The sequence below is a fragment of the Lujinxingia sediminis genome (genome assembly GCF_004005565.1).
Taxonomy (GTDB): Bacteria; Myxococcota_A; Bradymonadia; order Bradymonadales; family Bradymonadaceae; genus Lujinxingia; species Lujinxingia sediminis.
Window position 1 is genome coordinate 1 of record NZ_SADD01000007.1, and the last position, 24,928, is coordinate 24,928.

13 protein-coding genes are annotated in these 24,928 nt (G+C 62.7%); 8 read left to right on the forward strand and 5 right to left on the reverse strand.

The window, feature by feature from the left end; genetic code table 11:
- Window positions 1-1,199 precede the first annotated feature (1,199 nt).
- The 6 genes from EA187_RS12730 (at window position 1,200) to EA187_RS12755 (ending at window position 11,204) form a co-directional block, all read left to right on the forward strand.
- Complete coding sequence (locus EA187_RS12730) at window positions 1,200-3,242, forward strand: carboxypeptidase regulatory-like domain-containing protein (RefSeq protein ID WP_127780495.1); 2,043 nt, start codon at window positions 1,200-1,202, stop codon at window positions 3,240-3,242.
- Between the two features lie 70 nt (window positions 3,243-3,312).
- Complete coding sequence (locus EA187_RS12735; protein WP_127780496.1) at window positions 3,313-5,211, forward strand: DUF1905 domain-containing protein; 1,899 nt, start codon at window positions 3,313-3,315, stop codon at window positions 5,209-5,211.
- A 580-nt stretch (window positions 5,212-5,791) separates the two neighbouring features.
- Window positions 5,792-6,352 (forward strand): chemotaxis protein CheW, encoded by a 561-nt coding sequence (locus tag EA187_RS12740; RefSeq protein WP_115605273.1) that lies wholly within the window; start codon window positions 5,792-5,794, stop codon window positions 6,350-6,352.
- On the forward strand, window positions 6,349-6,747 hold the full coding sequence (locus EA187_RS12745; RefSeq protein WP_115605274.1) for a CheW domain-containing protein: 399 nt from the start codon (window positions 6,349-6,351) through the stop codon (window positions 6,745-6,747). The genes EA187_RS12740 and EA187_RS12745 overlap by 4 nt, the downstream gene beginning before the upstream one ends.
- Window positions 6,748-6,780: 33 nt before the next feature.
- Window positions 6,781-8,808, forward strand: a complete 2,028-nt coding sequence (locus EA187_RS12750; RefSeq protein WP_127780497.1) for a methyl-accepting chemotaxis protein — start codon at window positions 6,781-6,783, stop codon at window positions 8,806-8,808.
- Window positions 8,805-11,204: a hybrid sensor histidine kinase/response regulator gene (locus tag EA187_RS12755; RefSeq protein WP_127780498.1), complete on the forward strand. Its 2,400-nt coding sequence runs from the start codon at window positions 8,805-8,807 to the stop codon at window positions 11,202-11,204. The genes EA187_RS12750 and EA187_RS12755 overlap by 4 nt, the downstream gene beginning before the upstream one ends.
- Window positions 11,205-11,271: 67 nt before the next feature.
- Here the strand turns inward: EA187_RS12755 and EA187_RS12760 are convergent, their stop codons facing one another.
- The 3 genes from EA187_RS12760 to secA all read right to left on the reverse strand — a co-directional run bounded on the left by EA187_RS12760 (window position 11,272) and on the right by secA (window position 15,575).
- Window positions 11,272-12,246: a site-2 protease family protein gene (locus EA187_RS12760; protein ID WP_115605279.1), complete on the reverse strand. Its 975-nt coding sequence runs from the start codon at window positions 12,244-12,246 to the stop codon at window positions 11,272-11,274.
- Between the two features lie 38 nt (window positions 12,247-12,284).
- Window positions 12,285-12,683, reverse strand: a complete 399-nt coding sequence (gene folB, locus EA187_RS12765; RefSeq protein WP_115605281.1) for a dihydroneopterin aldolase — start codon at window positions 12,681-12,683, stop codon at window positions 12,285-12,287.
- Between the two features lie 72 nt (window positions 12,684-12,755).
- The gene (gene secA / locus EA187_RS12770; RefSeq protein WP_115605283.1) at window positions 12,756-15,575 is read right to left on the reverse strand and encodes a preprotein translocase subunit SecA; all 2,820 of its coding nucleotides are present in this window, start codon (window positions 15,573-15,575) and stop codon (window positions 12,756-12,758) included.
- 1,156 nt (window positions 15,576-16,731) lie between these two features.
- Between secA and EA187_RS12775 the strand changes: the two genes are divergently transcribed.
- Window positions 16,732-19,215 (forward strand): DNA internalization-related competence protein ComEC/Rec2, encoded by a 2,484-nt coding sequence (locus EA187_RS12775; protein ID WP_127780499.1) that lies wholly within the window; start codon window positions 16,732-16,734, stop codon window positions 19,213-19,215.
- Between the two features lie 1,001 nt (window positions 19,216-20,216).
- A complete protein-coding gene (gene hemN, locus EA187_RS12780; RefSeq protein ID WP_206524313.1) occupies window positions 20,217-21,590 on the forward strand; it encodes an oxygen-independent coproporphyrinogen III oxidase in 1,374 nt (457 codons plus the stop codon).
- Window positions 21,591-21,972: 382 nt separating this feature from the next.
- Here the strand turns inward: hemN and EA187_RS12785 are convergent, their stop codons facing one another.
- Window positions 21,973-22,437 (reverse strand): hypothetical protein, encoded by a 465-nt coding sequence (locus EA187_RS12785; RefSeq protein ID WP_115605287.1) that lies wholly within the window; start codon window positions 22,435-22,437, stop codon window positions 21,973-21,975.
- A 493-nt stretch (window positions 22,438-22,930) separates the two neighbouring features.
- On the reverse strand, window positions 22,931-24,907 hold the full coding sequence (locus EA187_RS12790) for a BCCT family transporter (RefSeq protein ID WP_127780500.1): 1,977 nt from the start codon (window positions 24,905-24,907) through the stop codon (window positions 22,931-22,933).
- Between the last annotated feature and the right edge of the window lie 21 nt (window positions 24,908-24,928).

Here is a 24,928-nt window from a genome sequence, read left to right on the forward strand (position 1 = left end):
TTATCGCAGGCAAATGCCGGATGTTGCGTCGCAGGATACGAAAGTGTGGGGAGAGATGGCAGAACGACGAGCGATACTCAGGTGTGTGCTGCAGACGGGACTGCGAGAAAGGCGCGTGGTTACTGCACTTCAGGCGACCCACGGTCAGTCACCGGAGTGACCCACGGTCACTTTTGTGAGTGTAACCCACGGTAATTTTATCGGGCGATATTGTTCGCACACAACACATGAAGTCCCCGACCGAGCAGCCCTGCACAGAAAGAAAAATGGCCAAACGCCACGACTGCCCACGGAACGAATACCGTTGCCGTCAAGCCAGGAACCCACATTTGCGCCCTTACTATGCACCACCGGAACATTCGCTAAGCCCAGTACGAAATTAGCGCACCGGGCCACCTGCGTACGCCGCTCTACTCCCGGGTTTACTGGACTTCATGTGACCACAGATCACTCCCTGACTCGACGCACGGTCATCTCAACAACCGACCCCGGTCATCTCAACAACCGACCCACGGTCGTCTCAACAACCGACCCACGGTCGTCTCAACAACCGACCCACGGTCATCTCAACAACCGACCCACGGTCGTCTCAACAACCGACCCACGGTCATCTCAACAACCGACCCACGGTCGTCTCAACAACCGACCCACGGTCATCTCAACACCGACCCACGGTCGTCTCAACAACCGACCCACGGTCGTCTCAACAACCGACCCACGGTCATCTCAACGACTGACCCACGGTCGTCTCAACAACCGACCCACAGTCGTCCAAAAAACGCCCCGGGGACAGAGTATTCTGGTCATTCGAAGTCCCGTCATTGCCATCGAAGTTTGGGTCAGGTCGAGCGATTGACGCTCACAATCTCCGCTACGTCCGCAGGCACTGTAGCTTGGAAGCCAACGCCAACATCATCAACTTCTGACCTCGCCAGAGTGTGCTGGTAGTTCATGGCAGGTACTGTAGCTGGGAAGCCAACGCCAACATCATCAACTGGAAGCCAACGCCAACATCATCAACTTCTGACCTCGCCAGAGTGTGCTGGTAGTTCATGCTGTGATCCCGCTGGCAGCCTTCCCTTGCTCGCTCAAAGCCTCAGCAGCGCCGTATTGCTACCACGCCTCACCCTGTTACACTTCCCACGGCCCCTGCCGGCGCCCCGGCGGGCGCACCAATCCTTACCGAACCTCAGGCACCTATGACCTCCCTCCCTCCCCAAACGCGCCCCCTCCTCGGCGTCGCGCTGCTTCTGGGAGGACTCTGCCTCGCAGCCATTCTCGTCCGAAGCCTCTGGATTCAGGGGGATCAGCCCGTCAACATGATGGAAGACGCTCCTCATCACCTGACAGGCCGCGTGCTCTCGGAGGAGGGTCAACCGCTGGAGGGGGCCACGCTCCTTGCAGGCACGCTCACAACCAAAAGCGACGAGCGCGGACACTTCAAACTCAACCGAGACATCCTCACCGCGGCAGCCCACGCCGCTGCCGATGGCACAGTCCTCATCGACGCGATACACCCGGAGTATGTGCGCGGCGGAGTGGGAGAACTCGGAGCGATGAGACTCGACCTGAGTGAGAACTCCGCACAAGACACTGAATCCATTACACTTTTCATGCACCAACCCGCACGCCTGCGCGGACGCGTCACGCTGAATGGAGCGCCGGTTGCCGACGCCTCCATCGGACTCGCCTACACGGAAGCCCGCGGACTGGGGCAGGAGCCTCTCCTTCCACACACCCTCTCCGACCTCGCCCGTACCGACAGCCAGGGCCAATTCGCCCTCAATAACCTCGCAGCCGGTCGCGTCGCTGTCACCGTGGAGACTGACCTCCCCGAGTTTCCCTACGCGGAGAGCGCCGCGCTTCGCCTGACCCCGGGTGAGGACGGCGGGGAGGTGCACATCGAGCTCCGACCCACCACCGCGCTCACAGGTGTCGTCTTCTCCGCTTCGGGTGACCCGCTCCCCGCCTCCGTTACCCTGAGCGGCACCCAGACCTCCCGTCGCGCCGCAACCTCAAGCACAGGCAGCTTCCGCTTCGACGACCTTCCCCCGGGGGACTACACCCTGAGCGCTGACGCCCCCGATCACTACCCTGATACCCTGGGGCCCTTCACCGTAGAGACGGGGACTACCGCCTCCCACGACATTGTCCTGGAGCCGGCCCGGGGGCTCTTCGGGCGAGTTGTAGGGCCTGATGGCCAGCCGCAGCCTGGCTTTGTGATCGCCTCTTCCGCCAATGACACCCGCCGCCTTCGCGTCGGTGACGACGGACTCTTCAACTGGGAGTCCGCTCCCGACATGCCGTGGACGCTTCAGGCAACTTCCTCGGCCTATGCTCCCTCGGCTCGACAAAGCACGCGCCTCGGACAGCCCCTCACCCTGGAGCTTCGCCCCGGCGGGGAGTTGGCCGGAGTCGTCGTCGACAAGCGCGGTCAGCCGATGGCCTCCTACCAGATTGCCATCGCCGCGATGGACGTCCCCCCGCCCCACCCCTATGTCCCCGGCCGTATCAACACCGAGCAGGTTGAAACCTCCACCGGGCGATTTCGCATCGGTCCCCTCGCCCCCGGCTACTACGCGCTGGTGGCCCGCGCGCCGGGGCTCGCCCCGGTTACCTCCGAGCTCTTCGAGGTTCGCCCCGGGCGCACCACCGACCACATTCGTCTGCAACTTCTGGAGGGCGCGTCCATCGCAGGAGTGGTGCGCGACCACGAGAGCAAAGAGCCCATCGCCACAGCCTCGGTTACCCTGGTCGATCCTTCCCAGCGCCTGGCACCGCGCAACGCCATTGCGAACCCCTCCGGGTACTACGGCCTTAGTGAGCTTCCCGACGGACTGGTCACCCTCTACGTACGCGCCAACGGTTATGAGCCCGAACTCGTCGCAGGCATTGAACTTAAGAGTGGTGGGACGCTTACATACGACATCGAGCTCACCCCCACCGAGAACCCCGAACCCGCGCTGGCCTTCTACGGCATCGGTGCCAGCCTTCGCAGCCAGGCCAGCGACATCGTGGTGGTCAATGTTATGCCCGGCTCTTCCTCGGCCGAAGCCGGACTTCAGCCCGGCGACCGCATCCTGGCGGTCGACGAGCTTCCCACCCACCGCCTGAGCCTGCCCGACGTCATTGCGCGTATCCGCGGCCAGGCCGACACCCCGGTCAGCTTAAGCATTGCCCGCCCCGGCGAGGGCGAGTTTGTGGTGGACATTGCCCGCCGCCGCGTGCGAGTGCAGCGCTGATTTTCGTTCGCTTTACAATGACTCGCAGTGCACGCCCGGACATTTTGCGGGCGACTTGAACGGAGCTTCCATGATTCGCCATACCCTCCCCCCCGCCCCTTGCCCGGTCTCGTTGGACGACACACCGCGCCGATGGCTGCCCACCCCGGAGGCCCTGGTCGGCGCACTGGAGAGCAACATGGAGGCCGGTGAGCCCGCCGGCCTGCGCGCGCTGGCACCGCAGATGGGTGCCCCCGAGATCGATCTGACCGTGACCCCTCTGACCGCTCGCGCCACGATGCTGGGCGCGCTCAGCGGACGCGCCTTCTACCACCACGAGCTTCGCCTGCGCCAACCGATGCCCGAGCATCTCGAACCCGAACTCACCGTCTGGCAGGCCGGCACCACCCCCGAGTGGAGCGACGGGGTGCTGGCCGAGCCCAAGTATTTTTCGTTCTTTCAAGATGCCCCCTTTCCGGCGTTTAACCCCAACCACCGGCGCAAGTGGCGCGCTCACGAACTTCTGCACGGGGCTTCGAAGTTCTTCTGGCACCCACAGATGACCCGTTTTGAGCTCTACGTAAGTGCCCGCCTCAATGAGCTTTTGCCGATCATCCACTGGTACGGCTTCGATGAGATCTTTCGTCCGCGCTGCGCAGAGCACCGTGGCAAGCTGCTCTACCGCGAGTTCTGCGCCTCCTGCGAGGCTCTGGCTCGACCCTACTGGGAGCTTGATCTGGCGTCCGAGCCCCAGCAACGCGCCTTAGGGATGGGCGCGGCCCACAACGCGCTGGAGCATCTGGAGAGTGAGTGGAGCGCCATCGTTCAGGAGATCGCCACCGGGCGACTGCACGCCACTCCCCGCGGCCGGCTTGACGCCTCCAGCGACGCGGTCGGCTACATGCGCGCCCACTGGAACCGGGTCACTGCCTGGTCGACCGGCTCCTGGGTGGAGCGCTTTCTGGTCGACGGCATCGACTACTTCAGCACCCTTGACGCTCTTCTTCTCAACGTCGGGCAGGCCACCCAGGATCTCGTCTGCGGCACTCTGGAGGTCGACGAGCCCCTCTACCGCGCCCGCCGCACCCGTCGACAACTCCAGGACATCGCCTCCCGCGTGCTCGTGGCCATGGAATGGCTCGACCCGGAAAGCGCCGAGGGAGAGCGCGCTGAAGACGCGCTTGAACCTCACCTCGATGCGTTGGCCCGGGCGTGCGACGAGCTTCTCGAAGAACCCGACGACATCGACACCTGCGTGACTCCAGCACTGGAGAGCTTTGCCGCCTGCGCAAGGGCCTTCTCGGAGGTAGCGGAGCTCTTTCCCGAACCCATCGCCGAGAGCTTTCTGGGCTTTGGCTACCGCTTTCTCGACGCCGATATCTTTGCCGAGGCCGGTTCCGCCCAGCTTGCTCAGGGCATCGAAGACGGCGCCCCCAAAACCTTTGCGATGCTCACCGACCCCCTCGACAGCGCCGTGGCCCTGACCCAGTGGCAGGGCTTCGATGAGACTGGCCGCCTTAGCGAGCGCGTTCATGGCTGGCTCAGCGCGCAACTTGGTGAGGATCACCCGCTCAGTGAGCAGGCCCGCTTTGAAGCCTTCGCCAACGCCGAGCCCCGCGCCGACCAGGAAGCCACACTCTTTGCCTCCCTTCCCGATGACCCCACCGATCTTCTGGAGGGTGGCGGCCGCCTTCGCCCCCACGCCACCTTGAGACGCTCACGATTCGCAGCCTCTCTCATCACCCACACCATCGGCCAAACGCTCCCCGAAGGCAGCGACGACACCCAACTTCCAGTGGCCGCTGCCCTCGTCGAGGGGCAACTTCGCCTGATGGCTGAATCCGACGAGATCACGCGTATCCTCGACCACCTTCAGGCTGGCGAGGAGCGTTCCTACTGGTTGACCGAGGCGCTCTGCGAGCCGCTCTACGAACTTCTCGAAAACAGCCTGGTCTGCTGGCTGCCCGAGCCGCGGCGCGCCAGCCGCTGAAAAATACCGCACACCTAAACGACCGTGGGTCGCGCGAACGCTACGTTCTATGCGGCCTATTGGCAGGTCATACCAGCACAACAAGGCGACCGTGGGTCACCTCCACTTCGACCCTGGGTCACTTTTTGCCCCCTACGATACGACTCGAAAAAATCGACCCTGGGTCACTTCGAAGGTGACCCTGGGTCACCTCAAACGCACCACAAAAATCGACCCTCGGTCATCTCAAGAGTGACCCTGGGTCGCCTCCAGCTCGACCCAGGGTCACTTTTTTGCCCCCCCGTATCCCCCCTCTTTTCGCCGCGAAAAATCGACCCAGGGTCACTTCAAAGGTGACCCTGGGTCACCTCAAACGCACCACAAAAATCGACCCACGGTCACCTCAAAGGTGACCGTGGGTCGCCTGAGATGCCGCATTTTCGCGCCCATCATACGCCCGCCTCCCCATGTCCCCCGTCCATGGAATCGCGTCCACCACGCCACTCTCCGCCCCATCGCACCTTGCCCGACGGCCCCCCCAACCTTATGCTACGGGCGGAGTTTCGGATTCCCACCGCCCACGCACCTTCCCCGGCCTTCTATGGCAAGCGACGACACGAAAAGCCCCTCCGACTTCTCCGACCTGGTTGACCAGGCCGAGAGTCTCGACCCCTTCGCCTGGGATGACCTGCAAGATCAGGTGATCGATGAAGTCGCGACCATCCCGGTGGTCTGTTTTCGCTGCGGTGAGGATGACTTCGCTATCGACGGACAGTCCGTCCGCGAAATCGTCGGCCAACTGGAGACGACACCCCTTCCCGGTGCTCCCGGGCATATCCGCGGCATCGCTGTGTTGCGTCGCCAGGTCATCGGTGTGCTCGACTTAAGCACCTTTCTGGAGTCACAGAGCGCCGGCCCGGCCCTGGCCAGTCACACACGCCGCACACTCATTGTCGACACGCCGCACTACACCGTGGGCCTGGACGTCGACGAGGTCACCGGGCTTGATGAATGGCCCGAGCATCTGCTGCGCGAAGACGCCCTGCCCACCACCATCAAAGGCAGCACGCGCCGCTACGCCATTGGAGCACACCCCCTGGGAGAGGAGCTCTGCGTGCTCCTCGATATTGAGCGCCTCCTCGACGACGCTGCGGTCCGATGAGCACTGCCTCCCTCGACGCCCTCTTCTTTCGCTGCGGCACCGCCACACTCTGCGTGGAACTGAGATTTGTCAGCAGTGTGCTCGCCCCGGAGAATGTCGCCATGACCGTGCTCGATCCACGACCTCACCTGGGAATGACCCCCACCGAGCACGGTATGGTCGGACTTCTCGACCTTCCCGGACCGCCGGTGGCCCTCTACCTGGGCACCGTGCTCGGCACCTTCCCGCTGGCGCCGCGCGACCTGCTCCCCCTTCCGGGCTGGCTGCGCGGGGCTCTTCCCCCCATCCTGCGCCCCGCCGTCACGCTCCTCGACGGTAAGGTTGTGTGGCTTCTTGATCTCGATACACTCAGCAGCGCCCCTCTCGCTCCCATCTCCGGCGAAAGGGCATATTGAGCTGCGCGCAGCTCTCTCCTACGAAGGTCTACCATGTTGCTGTGGAAAAAAGTCGGCATCTACATCGCCACCCTGACGCTGATCGGCGTGGGCGTGCTGGCGTTTCACGGCCATATCTTTACCGCCGTGCTACTCGTGTTGGCGGGCGTGGCCACCATCGCCTTCACCCGCCGGTCGCTTGCTACCTTAAGCGACATCACCGCGGTGGTGGAGTCGATCGCCGAGGGCAACCTGCGCTCAGCTCACCTTCCTGCTGATCCCCATAGCGAAGTCGGCCGACTGGCCGGCGCCACCAACCGCATGCTCGACGAGCTCAACGCCATCAGCCGCCACGCCGACGAATTGGCTGCCGGCCGTATCGGCATCATCGAACATGAGGCGATGCTCTTGCGCTCGGGCAAACTCTCCGACGTCGATCTTCCCCTGCCCCGCGGTGCGGGCAAGCTCGGCCGAAGCTTTCACAGCCTCACCAATCAGATGCGCCGTCTCACCGTGCAGGCCCGCGTGATCTCCCGCGACCAGCTCACCTCCCCGCTACTCGATGAACGCGTTCCGGGAGAGCTTGGCGAGGCCTTTGGTGCGATGGTCAAAAACCTCCGCCAGCTCTCCGAGCGTGCCCGCCAGATCGCCGACGGTGACCTCACCACCACCACCGCCGAGAGCGAAGGTGACTTGAGTTCGGCCTTTAACCAGATGGTGCTCAGTCTCAATGAGCTCGTGCGCGAGATCGTCTCCACCGCGCTTAACGTCTCCACCGCCGCAGAAGAGATCCTCGTGGTGCTCCGCGACCAGGAGCTCGCCGCCTCTCACCAGGCCAGCGGCGTCGAGGAAACCCAGCGCACCATGGAAACCCTGCTCTCCTCGGCTCGAAAGATCGCTGAGAGCGCGCAGACCGTCTTCAAATCCGCCGAAAAAACCCAGGCCAACAACCGCACCGTCGGCGAGCGCATCGGGGAGCTGAAGTCGCACACGGTGCGCATCACCGAGATTCTGGAGGTGATCAAAGCCATCGCCGACCGCTCCGACCTGCTGGCGCTCAACGCCTCCCTGGAGGGCATGCGCGCCGGTGAGGCCGGTAAGGGCTTTGCTCTGGTGGCCGCTGAGATGCGTCGACTTGCGGAAAACATCAAAGAGTCCGTCAGCGATATCAAACTTCTCGTCAGCGACATCCGCGAGTCCTCGCTGGCAAGCGTCATGGCCACCGAGGAGGGCTCGCGCCTCTCGGAGCGCACCACAGAGACCTCGTTGAAGATCTCGCTGATCACCCAGCAGCAGCAATCGGGCACCGAGCAGGTCACCCAGTCGATGGACGAGCTCTCGCACCTGATCAACCAGGGCGTCGCCGGTACCCGTCAGGTCACCACCGCCGCCCGGGAGCTGCACAACGCCTCGGAGAGTCTCCGCCATATCGTCGAGAAGTTCCGAGTCATGGAAACCGACGCCTCGTCGTCCTCCCAACGCCCCACCCGCAAGCCAACCCGAACCATCCCCGGCCGCGCAACCAGCCCGCTGCCCTCGGTCGACGCCGACGCAGATCTCTCAAACCCCGCTTCGACCGACCGATCCCGCGAGTTCTCGGCCGACCGCTCCTCAGAGCTCTCACACCCCGCTCCGGCCGACCTCTCCCGTGAGCTCCCCGCCGACCGCTCCGCCGAAGGTGACATCGCCCGCGCTCGACCGCTCCGAAAGGCCTCCCGCAACCAGATCGAGACCCCGGTGGGCTTCAACGGAAACCTCTCCGACGTCCCCACCGACCGACAGCCCCGCCGCATCGTCGAGCTCGCTGCAAAAAGCGCCCAGGAGGCACCGACCATCGAGTTCAGTGCTGCCATCGCCGAAGACGACGCCTTCTTCCAGGACCTGCTCAACGCCCGCGAAGACTCCGCCGCACACCCGAAATCTGACGCCGAGGACGGTGCCGACTCCGACCGATCCCGCGAGTTCGATACCATCGCCCGCCAGATCGCCGACGAGGACAGCGAAAGCCAGCCCGAGAGCGACGGCATCCACAACGAGAACACCTCGCCCGTCATCGGCGATGAGGAGTCGGAGCCCTCATGAGCTTTGGCGCCTTGATCGAAAAATTCCGTGCGGTGGCGCTTGAGCGCCTCGAACGCATGAACGCCCTGCTCGTCAACCTGGAGCGCTCCCCCGATGACCCGGAGGCCGTCGAGGAGATCCTGCGCGAGATCCACACCCTCAAAGGCGAAGCCAAGATGATGGGCTTTGCCGACGTCAACCTCGTCGCCCACCAGACTGAGCACCTTCTGCTCGACGAGCCCACCGGCGCCCACATCACCCAACCCGAGCGCGTCGAGCTGATCTTTGAAGGCCTCGATCTGATGCGCGCGCTCATGACCAAATCCGCCGGGAACACAACCCAGCGCCTCGACCTCTCCGGCTTTGTCGATCGCGTCAACGACCTGCGCGACGGTGCTCCCGCAAAGGTCAACCCCCACGATCCGGCCGCGCAACAGGCCGCCTCTCCTCCCGAAAAAGGCAACGAGACGCCGACCCAGGGTCACATATCACCGGCCGAAAACGCCCCCACAGCCGGCACACAACCCCTTGATTCCAAAGAGGAATCCCCCCGCAGCAACACGTCCGCACCGGCTCAGAAACCGGCCGCCGACACCGCCCTCGCCACGCCTCCTGCCCCCTCCACGCCTCCTGTGGCATCGGCGCCCCAGCCCACGCGCGCACGTATCGGCGCCGGCAACGAGCGCGAGCTGGAGTCGGGCGCGCTGCGCATCCAGACCACGACCAACCTGCGCGTCGACGTCGAAAAGCTCGAGCGCCTGGGCGAACTCGCGGGTGAGGCGTTGTTGATGAGCCGACGCGTCGGCTATCGCTTAGGGGAGCTGCACGGCATCCGTCAGGATCTGCGCGCGATGCTCTCCCTGCTTGAGGGCCAGCTGCCCAAAAGCCACACCATGGCGCTGCGCAACCTCAACCACCGTCTCGATGCCTGCGAGACGGCGCTGCGCGAGGAGAGCTACCAGGTCAACGTGCGCGCCTCCCAGATCGACGACCAGACCCGCTACATGCGCCACGTGCCCCTGGCCCAGGTCTTGAGCCACTACCCGCGGGCGGTACGCGATCTGGCACAATCCCAGGGCAAACGCGTGCGCCTGGTCGACACCTTTGGCAACGTCGAAGTCGACCGCGCCATCCTCTCCGCGCTCTCCGAGCCCCTGCTGCACCTGGTGCGCAACGCGGTGGATCACGGCCTGGAACCCCCCGAGGAACGCCAGGCTGCCGGCAAAGAACCCGAAGCCGAGATCGAACTGAGCGCCGAGTACGTCGGCGACTCCATCCGCGTCGTCCTCTCCGACGACGGGCGCGGCATCGATCCACAGATCATCCGTCAAAAGGCCATTGAACGCGGCATGCACACCGCCGAATCCGCCGCGCGCCTCTCCGACCAAGAAGCCATCGCGCTGATCTTCGAAAACGGATTCTCCACCCGCGACTCCGTCAACGATGTCAGCGGACGCGGCATCGGGATGGATGTCGTTCGCCGCCAGATTTCGCGCGTGGGCGGCTTCATCGAAATCGAGAGTGAGGTCGGCCGCGGCACCACCTTCACTCTGCACCTGCCGGTGACCACGGCGGTCAACTCCGTGCTCGTCTTCACCCTGGGCAAGCGGCAATTCGCCCTGACCGCCAAAGATGTCGAGCGGGTCATCGACGTGGGCCGCGACGATCTTCGCCGCGTCCACGGCGCGGTATGCGTGCCGGTCGGCGAGCGCCTGATCCCGCTTTTGGACTGGACCTCCCCGCTGGGGCTTGCCGAGCGCGGACAGCCCCCGGAGCGCTTCAGCGTGCTGCTGATTCGCAAGGGTGCGCGTCGCGTCGCCGTGTGGATCGACCGTGTCCTCGGCGAACGTGAAGCTATCAGCCGCCCCCTGGGCGATTTCCTGGCTGGCGTGCGCCTATGTCGCGGCGTCGCCCTGACCGACTCCGGCGATGTGGTGCCCCTGCTCAACGTCGTCGACCTGATGGAGCGCAGCGAGCACGACTCGCGCTTCGATCTTGATAAACCCCGCCGGCAGCGCTCCTTTACCGCCGTGCAGGGCACCCGAGCGCTGGATATCCGCACCATCCTGGTCGTCGAAGACAGCGAGGTCACCCGCACGCTCGTCACCTCGATCCTCCGCGCTGAGGGCTACCGCGTCCTGGAAGCCGACGACGGCCACTACGGCCTGGAGATGCTCGGCCGCCACCGCGTCGACCTGGTGCTCACCGACATCCAGATGCCCACGATGGACGGCCTGCAGCTCCTCCAGCGCATCCGCGCCTCCGAGGAGCACGCTCGCCTCCCGGTGGTCATTCTCACGACCCTGGGTGAGCCCGCCGACAAGGAGCGCGCTATGCGCCTGGGCGCGAACGGCTACCTGGTCAAACTCGATTTCCAGGAAAAAACACTCCTGGAGACCGTGCGCCGCTTCCTCTGAGCGCAAAAAGGCCGGCGCGAAGTTCGCGCCGGCCTTTACCGCATAACATACTGATATCAAACGACTTTCAGGCGAGCTCGCGCTGGCAAAGCTCCATCGCGCGCGCTACCTCGTCCGACTGCGGCGCGCGGCGCAGGTAGTCAAGCGCCTCGCCATACTCGCTCATCTCAGTGGCACTCACACCGAGAATGATCCACACCCGGTTGAGCATCTTTTCGGGCATCTGCCCCGAGGCGCGCATCTGATGGCAGACCCGGTAAGCCTCTCGCCAGTCCTCATCGGCCAGCGCCGCTTCCGCCTGCGCCAGAAGCTCCTGATGAAAATCGGAAGCAGTCGCCAGACTGCGCCCGCTGCGTCGCCCCACCAGCGACTGCCCCGTCTGCAGCATGCTCATGCAGCTCATGACCACCATCACCGCAAAGATCGCGATGAGGAAACTGCGAAAGATCAAAAAACCCACGATCGCTGCCGGAATCGCCACAAAAATGCTCACGTTGAGCGTGATGCGACGCGCGCTCTCCTCGTCCTTGAAGCGGCGCAGAATCAGGTGAAAGAGCTGTCCTCCATCAAGCGGCCACATCGGGATGAGCAGGTTCACAAGGCTCCAGGCGATGTTCACAAAGAGCAGCGCCCCCACAAAGGTCGCGCTCCAGGTCGAGGCGTAGGCGATCTGCGGGGCAAAGCTCGCCACGAGGTAGACCAATCCCCCAAAGATCAGCCCCGCGGCCGGTCCAGCGAAGACCACCCGGGCGTCCTGACCGTCGGTATCGGCCTCGCGCTCCATCATGCACAGCCCGCCAAACCCGTGCAGCAACACGCTTGGCCTCAGTCCGTAGCGCTGCGCCACCAGCGCGTGACCAAACTCATGGACAAGCAGCGAGATCGTCACCGCCACCACCCAGATCAACCCGGCGAGCATCGAGCCGCCGCTGAGCGCGGGGAAAAAGACGAGCATGGCCATGATCAGGCCGTACCACATCGAGACAGACACCTCGATGTTTCGCCAGGTGAAGATATGCAGTCCGGAACGCTCTAAGAACATCGTGCAAAGACCTCGCAAAGAGGGGGGGAGCAAGTCGGTCAAGCGGAGCGCCGGCGCGTCAATCGCGCGCCCACCCACTCCGGGCTGCCGGCAACATCGGGGGCGATCTTTCGCACCTCCACGCAGACCTCCTCGACCTGACCGTGGCGCTCCAGGACCAACCTCACGACCTCGCCGGCCAATTTCTCGACCAGAAAACGGCTGGGGCCCTGCGCAACTTCCACCACGATCTCGGCGAGGTGGCGGTAATCCAGCGTCTCAGCGAGCGCATCGGACTCAGCCGAGGAGGCGTCACGCAGGGTCACTTCCACATCGACCTCAAAGTGGCGACCGTCGCGGCGCTCCTCTTCATAAACCCCGTGCTTGCCGTCAAAGGCGATGCCGCGGGCAAAGACCTTCATCATGCCGACCTCAATCTGGTGTACGCTCCAAGACATGCGAGCGCCTGGCCTCAGGGATAAAAAAAACCGGCGGCCCTTTCGAGCCGCCGGCGAGTGTGTCGGTGTTACTTAGCTGGCCGCGGCCTCTTTACGCATGCAGCACGACTTGTACTTCTTGCCGCTACCACAGGGGCAGGGATCGTTTCGTCCGACCTGCGGCAGCTCGCGCTTGACGGTGCTTCGATCCTCTTCGGACTCGGCGCTCACACCGGGGCGGTTGAAGACGATCTTACTGGGCACCTGCGGCGCCGGAGCCTGACGCTGTTGCAGCGACTCGGGCTGCTCCACCTCGAACTTCGAGACGAACTCGACCACGTTGGTCTTGATGTTCATCATCAGGTCGACAAAGAGGTTGTAACCCTCCTTCTTATACTCCTGCTTCGGGTCTTTCTGGGCGTAACCACGCATGCCGATGCCGTCGCGAAGCTGCTCCATGGCCTGAAGGTGCTGGCGCCAGTAGCGGTCAATCGCGCGCAGGTAGCGGTTCTGGATCTGCTCTTCAAAGAGCTGACGACCGGTGACCTCGTCGACCTCCGGCTCACTCCAATCCGCGCCGTCGGCGGCTGCGGCGGCCGACTGCTGCTCGCGCTGCTGGGCGCGGCGCTCGTTGACCTTGGCGGCGACCTCATCGAGCATCGCCTCCTTGCCGCTGATCATCTCTTCGATACGCGACCAGACACGGGCCTCAATGGCATCACGACCGGTGATATCATCGAAGGAGATCTCCAGGTCGAAGACCTGTTCAAGGGCCATGGAGAGTCCGGCCAGATCCCAGTCATCGTGGCGCACCTGACGCGAGGCGTAGGTGTCGATGGTGCTCAGCGCAACCTCTTCAAAGAGATCGAGCGACATGGAGAGCAGCCCGCGGCCATCTTCGTCGTAGCCCTGCAGCACGTTGCGACGCATCGTGTAGATGGTCTTACGCTGGGTATCCATCACGTCGTCGTATTCGAGCACGTTTTTACGAATGTCGAAGTTACGGCCCTCGACCTTCTTCTGAGCGTTCTCGATGCTGCGGGTGACCATGCGGTGCTCAATGGGCACACCCTCTTCCATCTTGAGCGTGTCCATGATCTTGCCGATGCGCTCGGCACCGAAGAGACGCAGCAGGTCATCGTCAAGCGAGAGGAAGAAGCGGCTCTCCCCCGGGTCGCCCTGACGGCCGGCGCGGCCGCGAAGCTGGTTATCGATGCGGCGAGATTCGTGGCGCTCGGTGCCGATGATGAAGAGGCCGCCGTTATCGAGAACTTCCTGCTTCTCTTTGGCGCACTGCTCTTTGAAGCGGTTGAGCGCGGCCTTGTACTCCTCGCTGAAGTACTGCTCCCGCTCATTTTCCGGTGTAAATTCAGGCACATCCGGCTCACCGACCAGATCGTCGGCCATGGCATCGGGGTTACCACCGAGCAGAATATCGGTACCACGACCGGCCATGTTGGTGGCGATGGTCACCCGGCCCTTACGGCCGGCCTGAGCCACAATCTCGGCCTCACGTTCGTGGTACTTGGCGTTGAGCACCTCGTGCTTGATGCCCTTGCGGTTGAGCACCTGAGCCAGAGCCTCACTCTTCTCGACCGAGGTCGTACCGACGAGCACCGGCTGGTCGCGCTTGTTGCACTCCACGATCTGCTCGACGATCGCGTTAAACTTCTCCCGGTAGCTGCGGTAGATGACGTCTTCCTGGTCGATACGCTGGATCGGCCGGTTGGTGGGGATCACCACGCAGTCGAGCTTATAGATCTCGTGGAACTCTTCGGCCTCCGTCTCGGCGGTACCGGTCATGCCCGAGAGCTTATCGTACATGCGGAAGTAGTTCTGGAAGGTGACCGTGGCGAGCGTCTGGTTCTCGTCTTTGATCTCGACGCCTTCCTTGGCCTCAACCGCCTGGTGAAGGCCATCGGACCAGCGCCGCCCCTCCATCTTACGACCGGTGAACTCATCGACGATCTTCACCTCGCCGTCCTCCACGATGTACTGCTCACCCTTCTTATAGAGGGTGTGCGCCTGGAGGGCTTTGTTCACGTGGTGGACTGTCTCGATGTGCACCGGGTCGTAGAGGTTGTCGATCTTCAGCCGCTCCTCGACCTTCTCTACGCCGCTGTCAGTGAGCGTGGCGCTGCGGTGCTCCTCGTCGACGAGGTAGTCTTCATCGCGCTTGAGGTAGGGCACGATCTTGTTGATCTCAAAGTACATCTCGGTCGACATGTTGGCCTTACCACTGATGATCAGCGGGGTACGGGCCTCATCGATCAGAATGGAGTCGACCTCATCGACAATCGCGAAACGAAGCGGGCGCTGGACGTAATCTTCCAGGCGGAACTTCATGTTGTCGCGCAGGTAGTCGAAGCCAAACTCGTTGTTGGTGCCGTAGGTGATGTCGGCGGCGTAGGCGCGCTTGCGAGCCGCGTCGCTCATATCGCTGATGATCGTCCCGACGCTCATGCCCATGTAGCTGTAGAGCTTGCCCATCCAGGCGGCGTCACGCTGAGCCAGGTAATCGTTGACCGTGATCAGGTGGGCACCTTTGCCCTCGAGCGCGTTGAGGTAGAGCGCGAGCGTGGCGACCAGGGTTTTACCTTCACCGGTCTTCATCTCGGCGATCTTGCCCTCGTGCATGACCATCGAGCCGATCATCTGCACGTCGTAGTGACGCATGCCCAGGGCGCGCTTACCGGCCTCGCGGGTCACGGCAAAGGAGTCGAAAAGCAGATCGTCGAGCGTGGCTCCCTGCTCCAGACGCTGGCGTAAGACGCCGGTCTGGCCCTTGAGCTCATCCTCGCTCATCGCGGCGTATTTGGCCTCGAGGTTGTTGATCTGCGCGACCTTCGCTCGAGCGTCTTTGATGTAACGCTCGTTGGCCGACCCGAATAGAGATGTCAGTAGCTTCTTCATAGGAATGTGGTTCCGCTGCGCGCGCGCTGCTTTTTCAGTGGCACTTTGTCAGTCCGATGATCGGTGCATGGCATAGCAGACTATGGCCAGCACGCCAACGCCCGCGAGCGTCGCTGTGTGACTCACCGTCGGCCCCGACCTCCTGTGCCGCAACAACAGGCCGATCGCGGGGGGGTATTCCTGCTGGCGCAATGCGCACGATCAGGACGTGGGCGAGGCATGCTGGTGTGGGGAGTGTTGTGCGAAGGAGATGGCGGTTGTGGGGCGGTGATTTGCAGCAGGAGAAGGTGACCGTGGGTCGCCGAAAAGGTGACCGTGGGTCGCCGAAAAGATGACCGTGGGTCGGGGGAAAGGTGACTGTGGGTCGGTGAAACCGGTGACCCTGGGTCGCCGAAAAGTTGACCCAGGGTCGGTGAAAAGTTGACCGTGGGTCGGCGAAACCGGTGACCCTGGGTCGGCGAAACCGGTGACCCTGGGTCGCCGAAAAGGTGACCGTGGGTCGGCGAAAAGTTGACCCTGGGTCGCCGAAAAGTTGACCCAGGGTCGGCGAAACCGGTGACCCTGGGTCGCCGAAAAGTTGACCCAGGGTCGATGGAAACGTGACCCCGCGATGGAAACGTGACCCCGGGTCGCCACATGCATGCCCAAACTCGCGGCCACAATGGTCTGCGCCTGGTGCGTTTTCAGACACCTCGGGCGATCGCCAGACTTTTCCCCATTTTTTTCCACAGGCTTTTTCACAGATCGCTGTGGAAGCCTCCCGGATTGCTATTTCGGAGGGATATGCGCCCTCACCCCATCGTGCGAGCGCAACAAAAAAACCAACAAAATCAACATACTACACACCACACACAGTTCCACCGGCACATTCACACAGGTCGACCGTCGGTTAACCACAACCCTGTGGAAAAGTAGGGGGAAGGCTGTGGGAAACTCCCCCTGAAGCGGTGGAAAACTTAAGGTTGTGGGAAAGAATCCCGGCAGAATTAGCGACGATCACGCAAGCCTGGCGAAAAAGGCGCGACAACAGATCTCGGAGGGCGATGAGGGGGGCCGGTATCAGAGGAGATTTGGGACTGTCAACGGGTGATCTGGCGAGGGTGCATTGAGGGGTCGAGGGGAGGCATATAGCCGCGGTGAGGCGCAGGGAGTGCCCGTGGCGCTGGCGTGCTTCATCGGGGCGAGTGCGCTGAGCTGGTGTGTGGGCATGGCGGGTCCGCCGGTGATGGTGAGCCTGGGCGCGGCGGTGATGCTGCTGGCGGTCGCAGCGTTCTCGGGGATATTGGCCCACGGGGCCGGGGACGGTCAGCGCCTGCGCCGGCGGTGGGGCCTTAGGGTAGCGGTAGCCTGCCTCTCAGGGCTGGTGGTGCTTGGGATGAACGCCCGGGATCGACACAGCTGGGAGGCCGAGCGCGACCTTCGCGCAGCGCTCGGCGAGGAGCGGCGAGAGCTCGAGGTCCGGGTGCACATTGAGAACGGGCCGGTGCCGATGGGACAGGGCTACAGCTACGATGCTCGCCTGATAGGGAGCGACGAGCCTGAACTCAACGCGTTGATAGCGGGGCGCGAGCCAGCGCTGCGTCTCTTTTATGGGGAGGATCAGGGTCAGGCGTGTGACGTACTTCCGATGCCGGGCGATGAGGTGCGTGGATGGGCCAGAGTTGCGCGTTTTGTGCCACGCACAACCCCCTGGCAAAGTTCGGCGCGCGAGTTGATGGAGGCGCGCGGCTATCTGGCCACGGCCACCTTGCGGGAGCGCCCGGAGGTGCACGTGGCGCAGGAGATGAGTCTGTCGCTGAAACTTCGGCGCTGGCTCACCGGCCAACGCCTGGATCTGGAGCGCCGCATCGCCCTTCATCTCGATGGAGACGGGCTAGCGGTGACCTGGGCGATGCTCACGGCCAGCCGGGGGATGATCCGCCCGGAGTTTCGCGAGCCCTTTGACATGACCTCCACAAGCCACGTGCTGGCGATCTCCGGGCTGCATTTTGGCGTGATCGCCGCGTTGATTGCGCTGAGCCTTCGCCTGCTCTTCGATCGGGTTCCGCGCCTGTATTGCTACGTGCCCAGACGGCGGCTGCTTGTGCTGCCTTCGCTGCTCTTGCTGCTGGGCTATCTGGTGGCGATCGGTGCCCCTGTCTCGGCACAGCGGGCGTTCTTGATGGCTGCGCTGGTCAGCCTCTCGCTTCTGATCACGCGGCGAGTCAAGGCGACCTCGGTGTTGTGGACGGTGGGGACGCTGCTTTTGTGGGGGGCACCACGCCTGATATTCGAGATCGGCTTTCAGCTCTCGATGTCGGCCACCGCCGGAATTCTGCTTTTTCATCAGGGGCGCCCCTTGTGGTTACGGCCGCAGGCTACGATGGGCCAGCGCGAGAGCGTGTGGGTGCGGCACCGGCGATCGGTGGGACTCTTTGTGGGCGTCTCGACGGCGGCTTCCGTGGCGACCCTTCCCCCGCTCATCGCCATGAGCGGGGAGCTTCCAGTAAGCGGCTTCTGGACCAACCTGGTGGTGATCCCGGTGGTGGGATCGCTGATCTTCCCTCTGATGGTGGCCGGTGCGCTCCTCACCGGCGTGTGGCCCTGGCTGGCCGGCGTGCTCTTAAGGTGGGGCGCCGGGCTTTTTGTCGAACTCTTCAAACTTCTGGACGTGGTGGCCTACTGGCCTCTCAACGAGCTTCGCCTGGGGTATCCGGATCGCCTGGAGTGGGCGGCGATGTGGGTGGCCTGCTGGCTGGCGGTACGCGGCGGCTTACGCCTTCGTCCCTGCCTGATCGCCCTTTTGATCTGGGGCGTGGGCCTGGTCCCCGGCGCGCTCAGCGAAACGCTCCGGGGCGACGAAGCCCCTCTCAGGGTACATATGATCGACGTCGGCCAGGGCGACGCCACGCTCCTGCAACTCCCCGATGGCACCACCATGCTCATCGATGCCGGTGGCAGTCTCTCCGGCCAGGATCCGGGACTTCGAAAGGTGGCCCCCTACCTGCGCAAGCTCGGCATACGCCGACTTGATGTGCTGCTGCTCACACACGCCGATCTCGACCACTACGGGGGCCTCGATGCGCTCTTGCGCCCCTTTGCCCCCCGCGTCTTTCTGGCACGCAACAATCCCGCCCACGCCCGCACCTACCAGACGGCGCTTAAAGCCCGGGCCCTGGGAGCTCACGTTCCCCGCCTCCCCGAGCGGCTCACCTTAAGCGCCGGCGGCGCGCGCCTCACACTACTCACTCCGCCCGACTCGCTGCCCTCGGAGAACGATCGCAGCATCGTGGTGGTCGTCGACTACGCCGGAGTTGCCATCGCTCTCACCGGCGACCTGGAGGAAGCCGGGGAACGCTGGCTTCTCACCCAGGCCCACCACCTGCCACGGCCAGCTGCTGTCTACAAAGCCGGCCACCACGGCTCACGAACCTCTTCATCGCCCGCACTTCTCAACCTCCTGCAGCCCACCATCGCGCTGGTCTCCGCCGGCCGCCCCAGCCCCTTCGGTCACCCCCACCTTGAGGTGCTGGAGCGCTTTGAGGCCCGCAACATCGACGTTTTCCGCACCGATACGCACGGCAGCACCCGAATTGACGTGGAGGCCGACGGCACCATGCGCGTGATTCCGGCCCGGTGGCCGGAGGGTGAAGAGCCTTAAGGCTGCCGCACACCACACTCTGCTGACACAACGAATGGGGTTTCATCACGGGGCAGCAACGTCTGACGACCTCGAAGTGAAACCTGCTTGAGCGACGCAGACTCAAGGCCTGAACCCGACCGCAGGTCACTTGATCGCAAACATGCCTGCGAATGCGCGTCGGCTTCGAGGAGCTGTGTGCGATCGCTGCCTTCTGCGACCTCTGAGATTAAAAAATCGACCTTAAAAAATCGACCGCGGGTCAGCTGATACATCGACCGTGGGTCGCCTGACCGCCCCCTTCTAGGCGCCTCATCGCACATCAGGCCCAATCCACATGACGCGGTACGAGACGACCGTGGGTCGCCTGATAGACGACCCTGGGTCGCCTGATAGACGACCGTGGGTCACCTGATAAACGACCCTGGGTCGCCTGATAGACGACCGTGGGTCACCTGATAAACGACCCTGGGTCGCCTGATAGACGACCGTGGGTCACCTGATAGACGACCCTGGGTCGCCTGATAAACGACCCTGGGTCGCCTGATAAACGACCCTGGGTCGCCTGACACATCGACCCTGGGTCGCCTGACCGCCTGCTGATAAATCGACCCTGGGTCGCCTGACACATCGACCCTGGGTCACCTGACAAACGACCGTGGGTCACCTGACTGCCAATGTCTATGCGCCTCATCGCACATTATGACACCTCGGCTGTGCACCGCTCCCACGCAGAACCTCCCCTTTTGACTGAACGCGCAGAACCTCCCCTTTTGACTGCACGCACAGTCACCTCCCCGGCCCACCGGCAACACGAAAAATCTGCACTCCGCACCTCCAAGACGAATATTCTGCATACACCTCACTCTGCGCTCCCTGCTTTTAATGACTCAAAACGCAGAGAATGCACACATCACCCGATCTGAAGCGCCCCTTTCTCGCCGCACGGCATACCCGTTGCAAAACCCTCGCGAACCATCGCGTCGATGGCGACGCCGACCAGCATCAACGAGGAGTTTGCGATGACAGAACCTATCCACGTCGACCTGCCACTGATCCGAAAGTACGACGTCCCCGGGCCGCGCTACACCTCCTACCCCACCGCCCCGCACTTTCGCGACGACGTGCCGCCCGAGCAGGTGCTCCAGGCCATCAAAGACAACAACACACAGGCTCGGCCCCTCTCACTCTATGTTCATATCCCCTTCTGCCAGACCCTCTGCTGGTACTGCGGCTGCACCACGGTCATCGGCAAAAACGCTTCGCAAACCGAGCCCTACCTGGCCGCACTCGACGAGGAGATGCGCCGCAAGGCGCGCTGGCTTCACCCGGCGCGAAAAGTCGTGCAAATTCACTTCGGTGGCGGCACTCCAACCTTCCTCACTCCGGCACAGATCCGCTGGCTCGGAGCGCGCATCCGCACCCACTTTACCCTGGCCGAAGATGCCGAGATTGCCATCGAGGTCGATCCTCGTCGCCTCACCATCGAGCAGGTCCAGGCCCTGAAAGACGCAGGCTTTAACCGCGCCTCGCTCGGCGTGCAGGACAACAACCCCCGGGTGCAAAAAGCCATCAACCGCATTCAGCCCTTTGAGATGACCGAGCGCGTGGTCGGATGGCTTCGCGACGCCGGATTTTCGTCCATTAACGTCGACCTGATCTACGGTCTGCCCTACCAGACCACCGATACCTTTGATCAGACCTTAAGCGAAGTTCTCAGCCTCCGCCCCGACCGCTTTGCCATCTACACCTACGCGCACGTGCCCTGGATCAAGCCCGCCCAGAAGCTCCTCGAGCGCCACACTCTCCCCGGCCCCGATGAGAAGCTCGCGATGCAAAAACGCATCATCGAGCGGCTGACCTCCGAGGGCTTCCGCTACATCGGCATGGACCACTACGCGCGCCAGGATGACGAACTCACCCGCGCCTGGCAGGCCGGCACCCTGCGCCGCAACTTCCAGGGCTACTCCACCCTGGCCGGCGTCGACATCTACGGTTTCGGCATGTCCTCCATCTCCCAGATTGACGGGCTCTACCTGCAAAACCCCAGAGAGCTTCCCGACTACCTGGAGCGCATCCTCCAGGACGACTTCCCCATCCACCGTGCCTACCTCTTAAGCGATGACGACCGCATCCGCCGCGCCTGGATCATGGCTCTGATGTGCCAGGCACGCGTCGACTTTACAGACGCCTCCCGGGATCTGGGTGTCGAGGTGGCAGACTACTTTGAGCACGAACTCCGAGAACTCGCGCCCATGGCCGATGATGGCCTGGTCGAACTCGACGCCTCCGGGCTGACCGTAACCCCGCGCGGTCGCCTTCTCCTGCGCAACATCTGCATGCCCTTCGACGCCCATTTGAGCGCCGGGGCACGGCAGTATTCGCGCACGATCTGAGCGGCCTCACGCCGACCGTGGGTCGCCTCTCCTCCCGATAGCTCGCGGCGTTCAGGCGACCCACGGTCATCTTTTGAATGACCCGGGGTCATCTCTCGAGGTCCGAAAAACACCGACCCTGGGTCATCTCTCAAATGACCCACGGTCACCTCTACCCCCCGAAAACACCCGAAAAACACCGACCCTGGGTCATCTCTCAAATGACCCACGGTCACCTCTACCCCCCGAAAACACCCGAAAAACACCGACCCTGGGTCATCTCTCAAATGACCCACGGTCACCTCTACTCCCCTGAGTGCGCTTCTGAGACGACCCCGGGTCCTCTCTTCCCATGCCCCAAAATCATCTCGCCACGACATCAGACGCCCCCCGTCTGCCGCACTTATTCCACCAGCGCGAGATGCACCATGGTGGCCAGCGTCAACGTAAAGACAATCGCCCCCATGGAGATGGCAAAGGTCAGGGCCCAGCGAACAAAGCCCCTCTGCAAACCACGAAAGACAAGCACATTGAGCATGATCGCCATGCTGCCGATGCCGCCCCCAAGGCAGCCTGCGGTGGGGATCAACAGAAAGGGGATGCCGACCCAGGCCCACTCGTACCACTGCAGGGGCGGCGCGATCTCAAAAGGCTCGTTATCGATGAGCAAACGAGGAACAGGATCAAAGAGGTTACTCTTCTGAAGCTCAAAGGGCACCCACTCACCGGCATCATCGGCGACATGGTACTGCACATTCATTTCGGTGAACGTGTCTTCGTCAGCACACAATTTTGGCTTACCGATGAAGGAGCTTGTGATGACGATTCGCTTCGTCTGGAAGCGTGGATGATTGACACGAAACTTCATAAATCTCCTGCGCATGCGTGAGCGCCCAGGGACCCCTCGCGTCGTCGTTGGTATGCGTGAGCACATGCTAGCTCGTCAGGACCATCACGAAAAGACATCTGTCCTTAATCCAGGCGCGATCTCCTGAGTCACCGTCAGGACTGACAACGACCGCCGAAAAACACCGGCCCCGGGTCACCTCTCAAATGACCCACGGTCACCTCTACCCCTCATCTCAAAATGACCCACGGTCGCCTCTCGCCCTTATGGTTCGCGGCGTTCAGACGACCCACGGTCAGCTTTCGCATGACCCACGGTCACCTCTCCCTGACTGACCCACGGTCACCTCTCCCCCTCATCTCAAAATGACCCACGGTCGCCTCTCGCCCTTATGATTCGCGGCGTTCAGACGACCCACGGTCATCGTTCAAATGACCCACGGTCATCTTTCACATGACCTACGGTCACACGCTCCCCCAAAACCAGGGGAGCGCGGCACCCTACCCGGCGACACTCACCGGTGTTCCGGAGCGCTCACATAGAGCGACGTCTTCGGGGACTGGACCTGCGCCTGATAGCGTTCAAACTGAATCAACACATCGGCAATGATCTGTGCCTTCGACATCCCCATGACATCGTAGCCCTGACTGCCGTCGCTGAAGAAGGTTCGCGCTTCGTGCAGCAACTCGCCCTGCACCAGGGTGTCGACCGTGAAGGAGGGGAGGCGCCGGCTGGAGTGCTGAACGCCGTAGATAAAGTCGCGAACCTCATCGGCCGGAACGATCAGGCGAACCCCCGGCTCCTCGTCATCGTCGACAAAGCGCGCGGCGTATCCCTGACTCATAAACTCGTCGGCCAGCTCCCGCAGGGCGACGACAACGGTGTCATAGATATAGCCATCGACCTCTTTGGGGGTCGGCGTCGACAGGAGCCTGCTGAGACGGCGCTGCCAGGTGAGCCCCACCCCGGGAGTGGCCAGGGGGATGTTGCGGGTGCTCTTTTCGCTCGCCAGATCCGCGCTCATGCCTCGGTAGAGCCCCCAGCACAGCAGGATCATCACAATGGCAAAGGGCAAGGCCCCGGCGATCGTTGCGGCCTGCAGCGCGGCGAGCCCCCCGGTGTAGAGCAAGATCGCAGCGATGAGCCCGGCTAAGGCACACCAAAAGATCCGCTGCCCCTTCCAGGTGTTCGTTTCTCCGCCGGCGGCGATCGTATCGACGACCAGCGCTCCGGAGTCCGAGGAGGTCACGAAGAAAACGACGATGAGCGCCACCGCAAGGGTCGCCGTAACCGTGGAAAAGGGCAGGTATTCAAAGAACCGAAACAAACCCACGGAGACGTCTTCCAGCACCGCCCGAGAGAGCGCTCCCTGCGCTTCTGTACGATCGATGAGGATGGCGGAATTGCCAAAGACGGTCATCCACAGAAACGTGAATCCTGCCGGAATGAAGAGAATCGCAAACACGAATTCGCGAACCGTGCGCCCCCGGGACACCCGCGCCAAAAACATCCCGACAAAGGGAGACCAGGAAATCCACCAGGCCCAGTAAAAAAGCGTCCAGGAGTTGATCCACTTCCGGGGTTCATACGCATAGATATTGAGCGATTTGCGCAAAAACTGATCGAGATAAATGCCCAGATTCTGCACAAAGGCATTCATCAGATGAGACGTGGGCCCCAGGGTAAGCACAAAGATCATCAGGCTCACGGCCAGGATCAGGTTGAGCTCACTTAACCGGCGCACTCCCCGACCGAGACCGGTGACCACCGATAGCGTGGCCACCGCTGTGATCGAGGCGATCAGGGCGACCTGGACAAAAATGGATACGGGTATCCCGACCAGAACATGGAGACCGGAGTTGATCTGGAGAACGCCAAATCCCAGGGAGGTCGCGATGCCAAAGAGGGTGCCCACAATCGCAAAAATATCGACCAGATTGCCGATAGCCCCCTCGATGCGCTCTTTAAAGATCGGATAGAGCCCGGAGCGAATGGTCAGCGGGAGATTGTAGCGATAGCTAAAGTAGCCCAGCGAGAGACCGACCACCGCATAGATGGCCCAGGCGTGGATCCCCCAATGAACGAACGTGGCGGTCATCGCTTCCCGCTGCGCGGCCACCGAAAAAGGAGCAGCCTCGGGAGGCAAGGCAAAGTGGGTAAGCGGTTCGCCGACAGCAAAAAACATCAGCCCAATGCCCATCCCGGCGGCAAAGAGCATGGCCACCCAGGACAGAAAAGGAAAATCGGGCACGCTATCGTCAGGCCCCAGCTTGATCTTACCAAAACGACTCAGCCCAAGGTGGAGTACAAACACCAAAAAGAACGTGACGGAAAGGATATAAAACCAGCCAAAGCGGCTCAGGATTTCGGATTGAATGACGTTAAAGGTTCGCTCCGCTGCTTCTGGAGCGACCACACCAATGAGAAGGAACATTGCGATGAGTGCCAGGGAACCTATCGAGACCGGGCGGTTGAGGGTCAGTTTGCTCATAACGACTTTGTTACTCCGAAA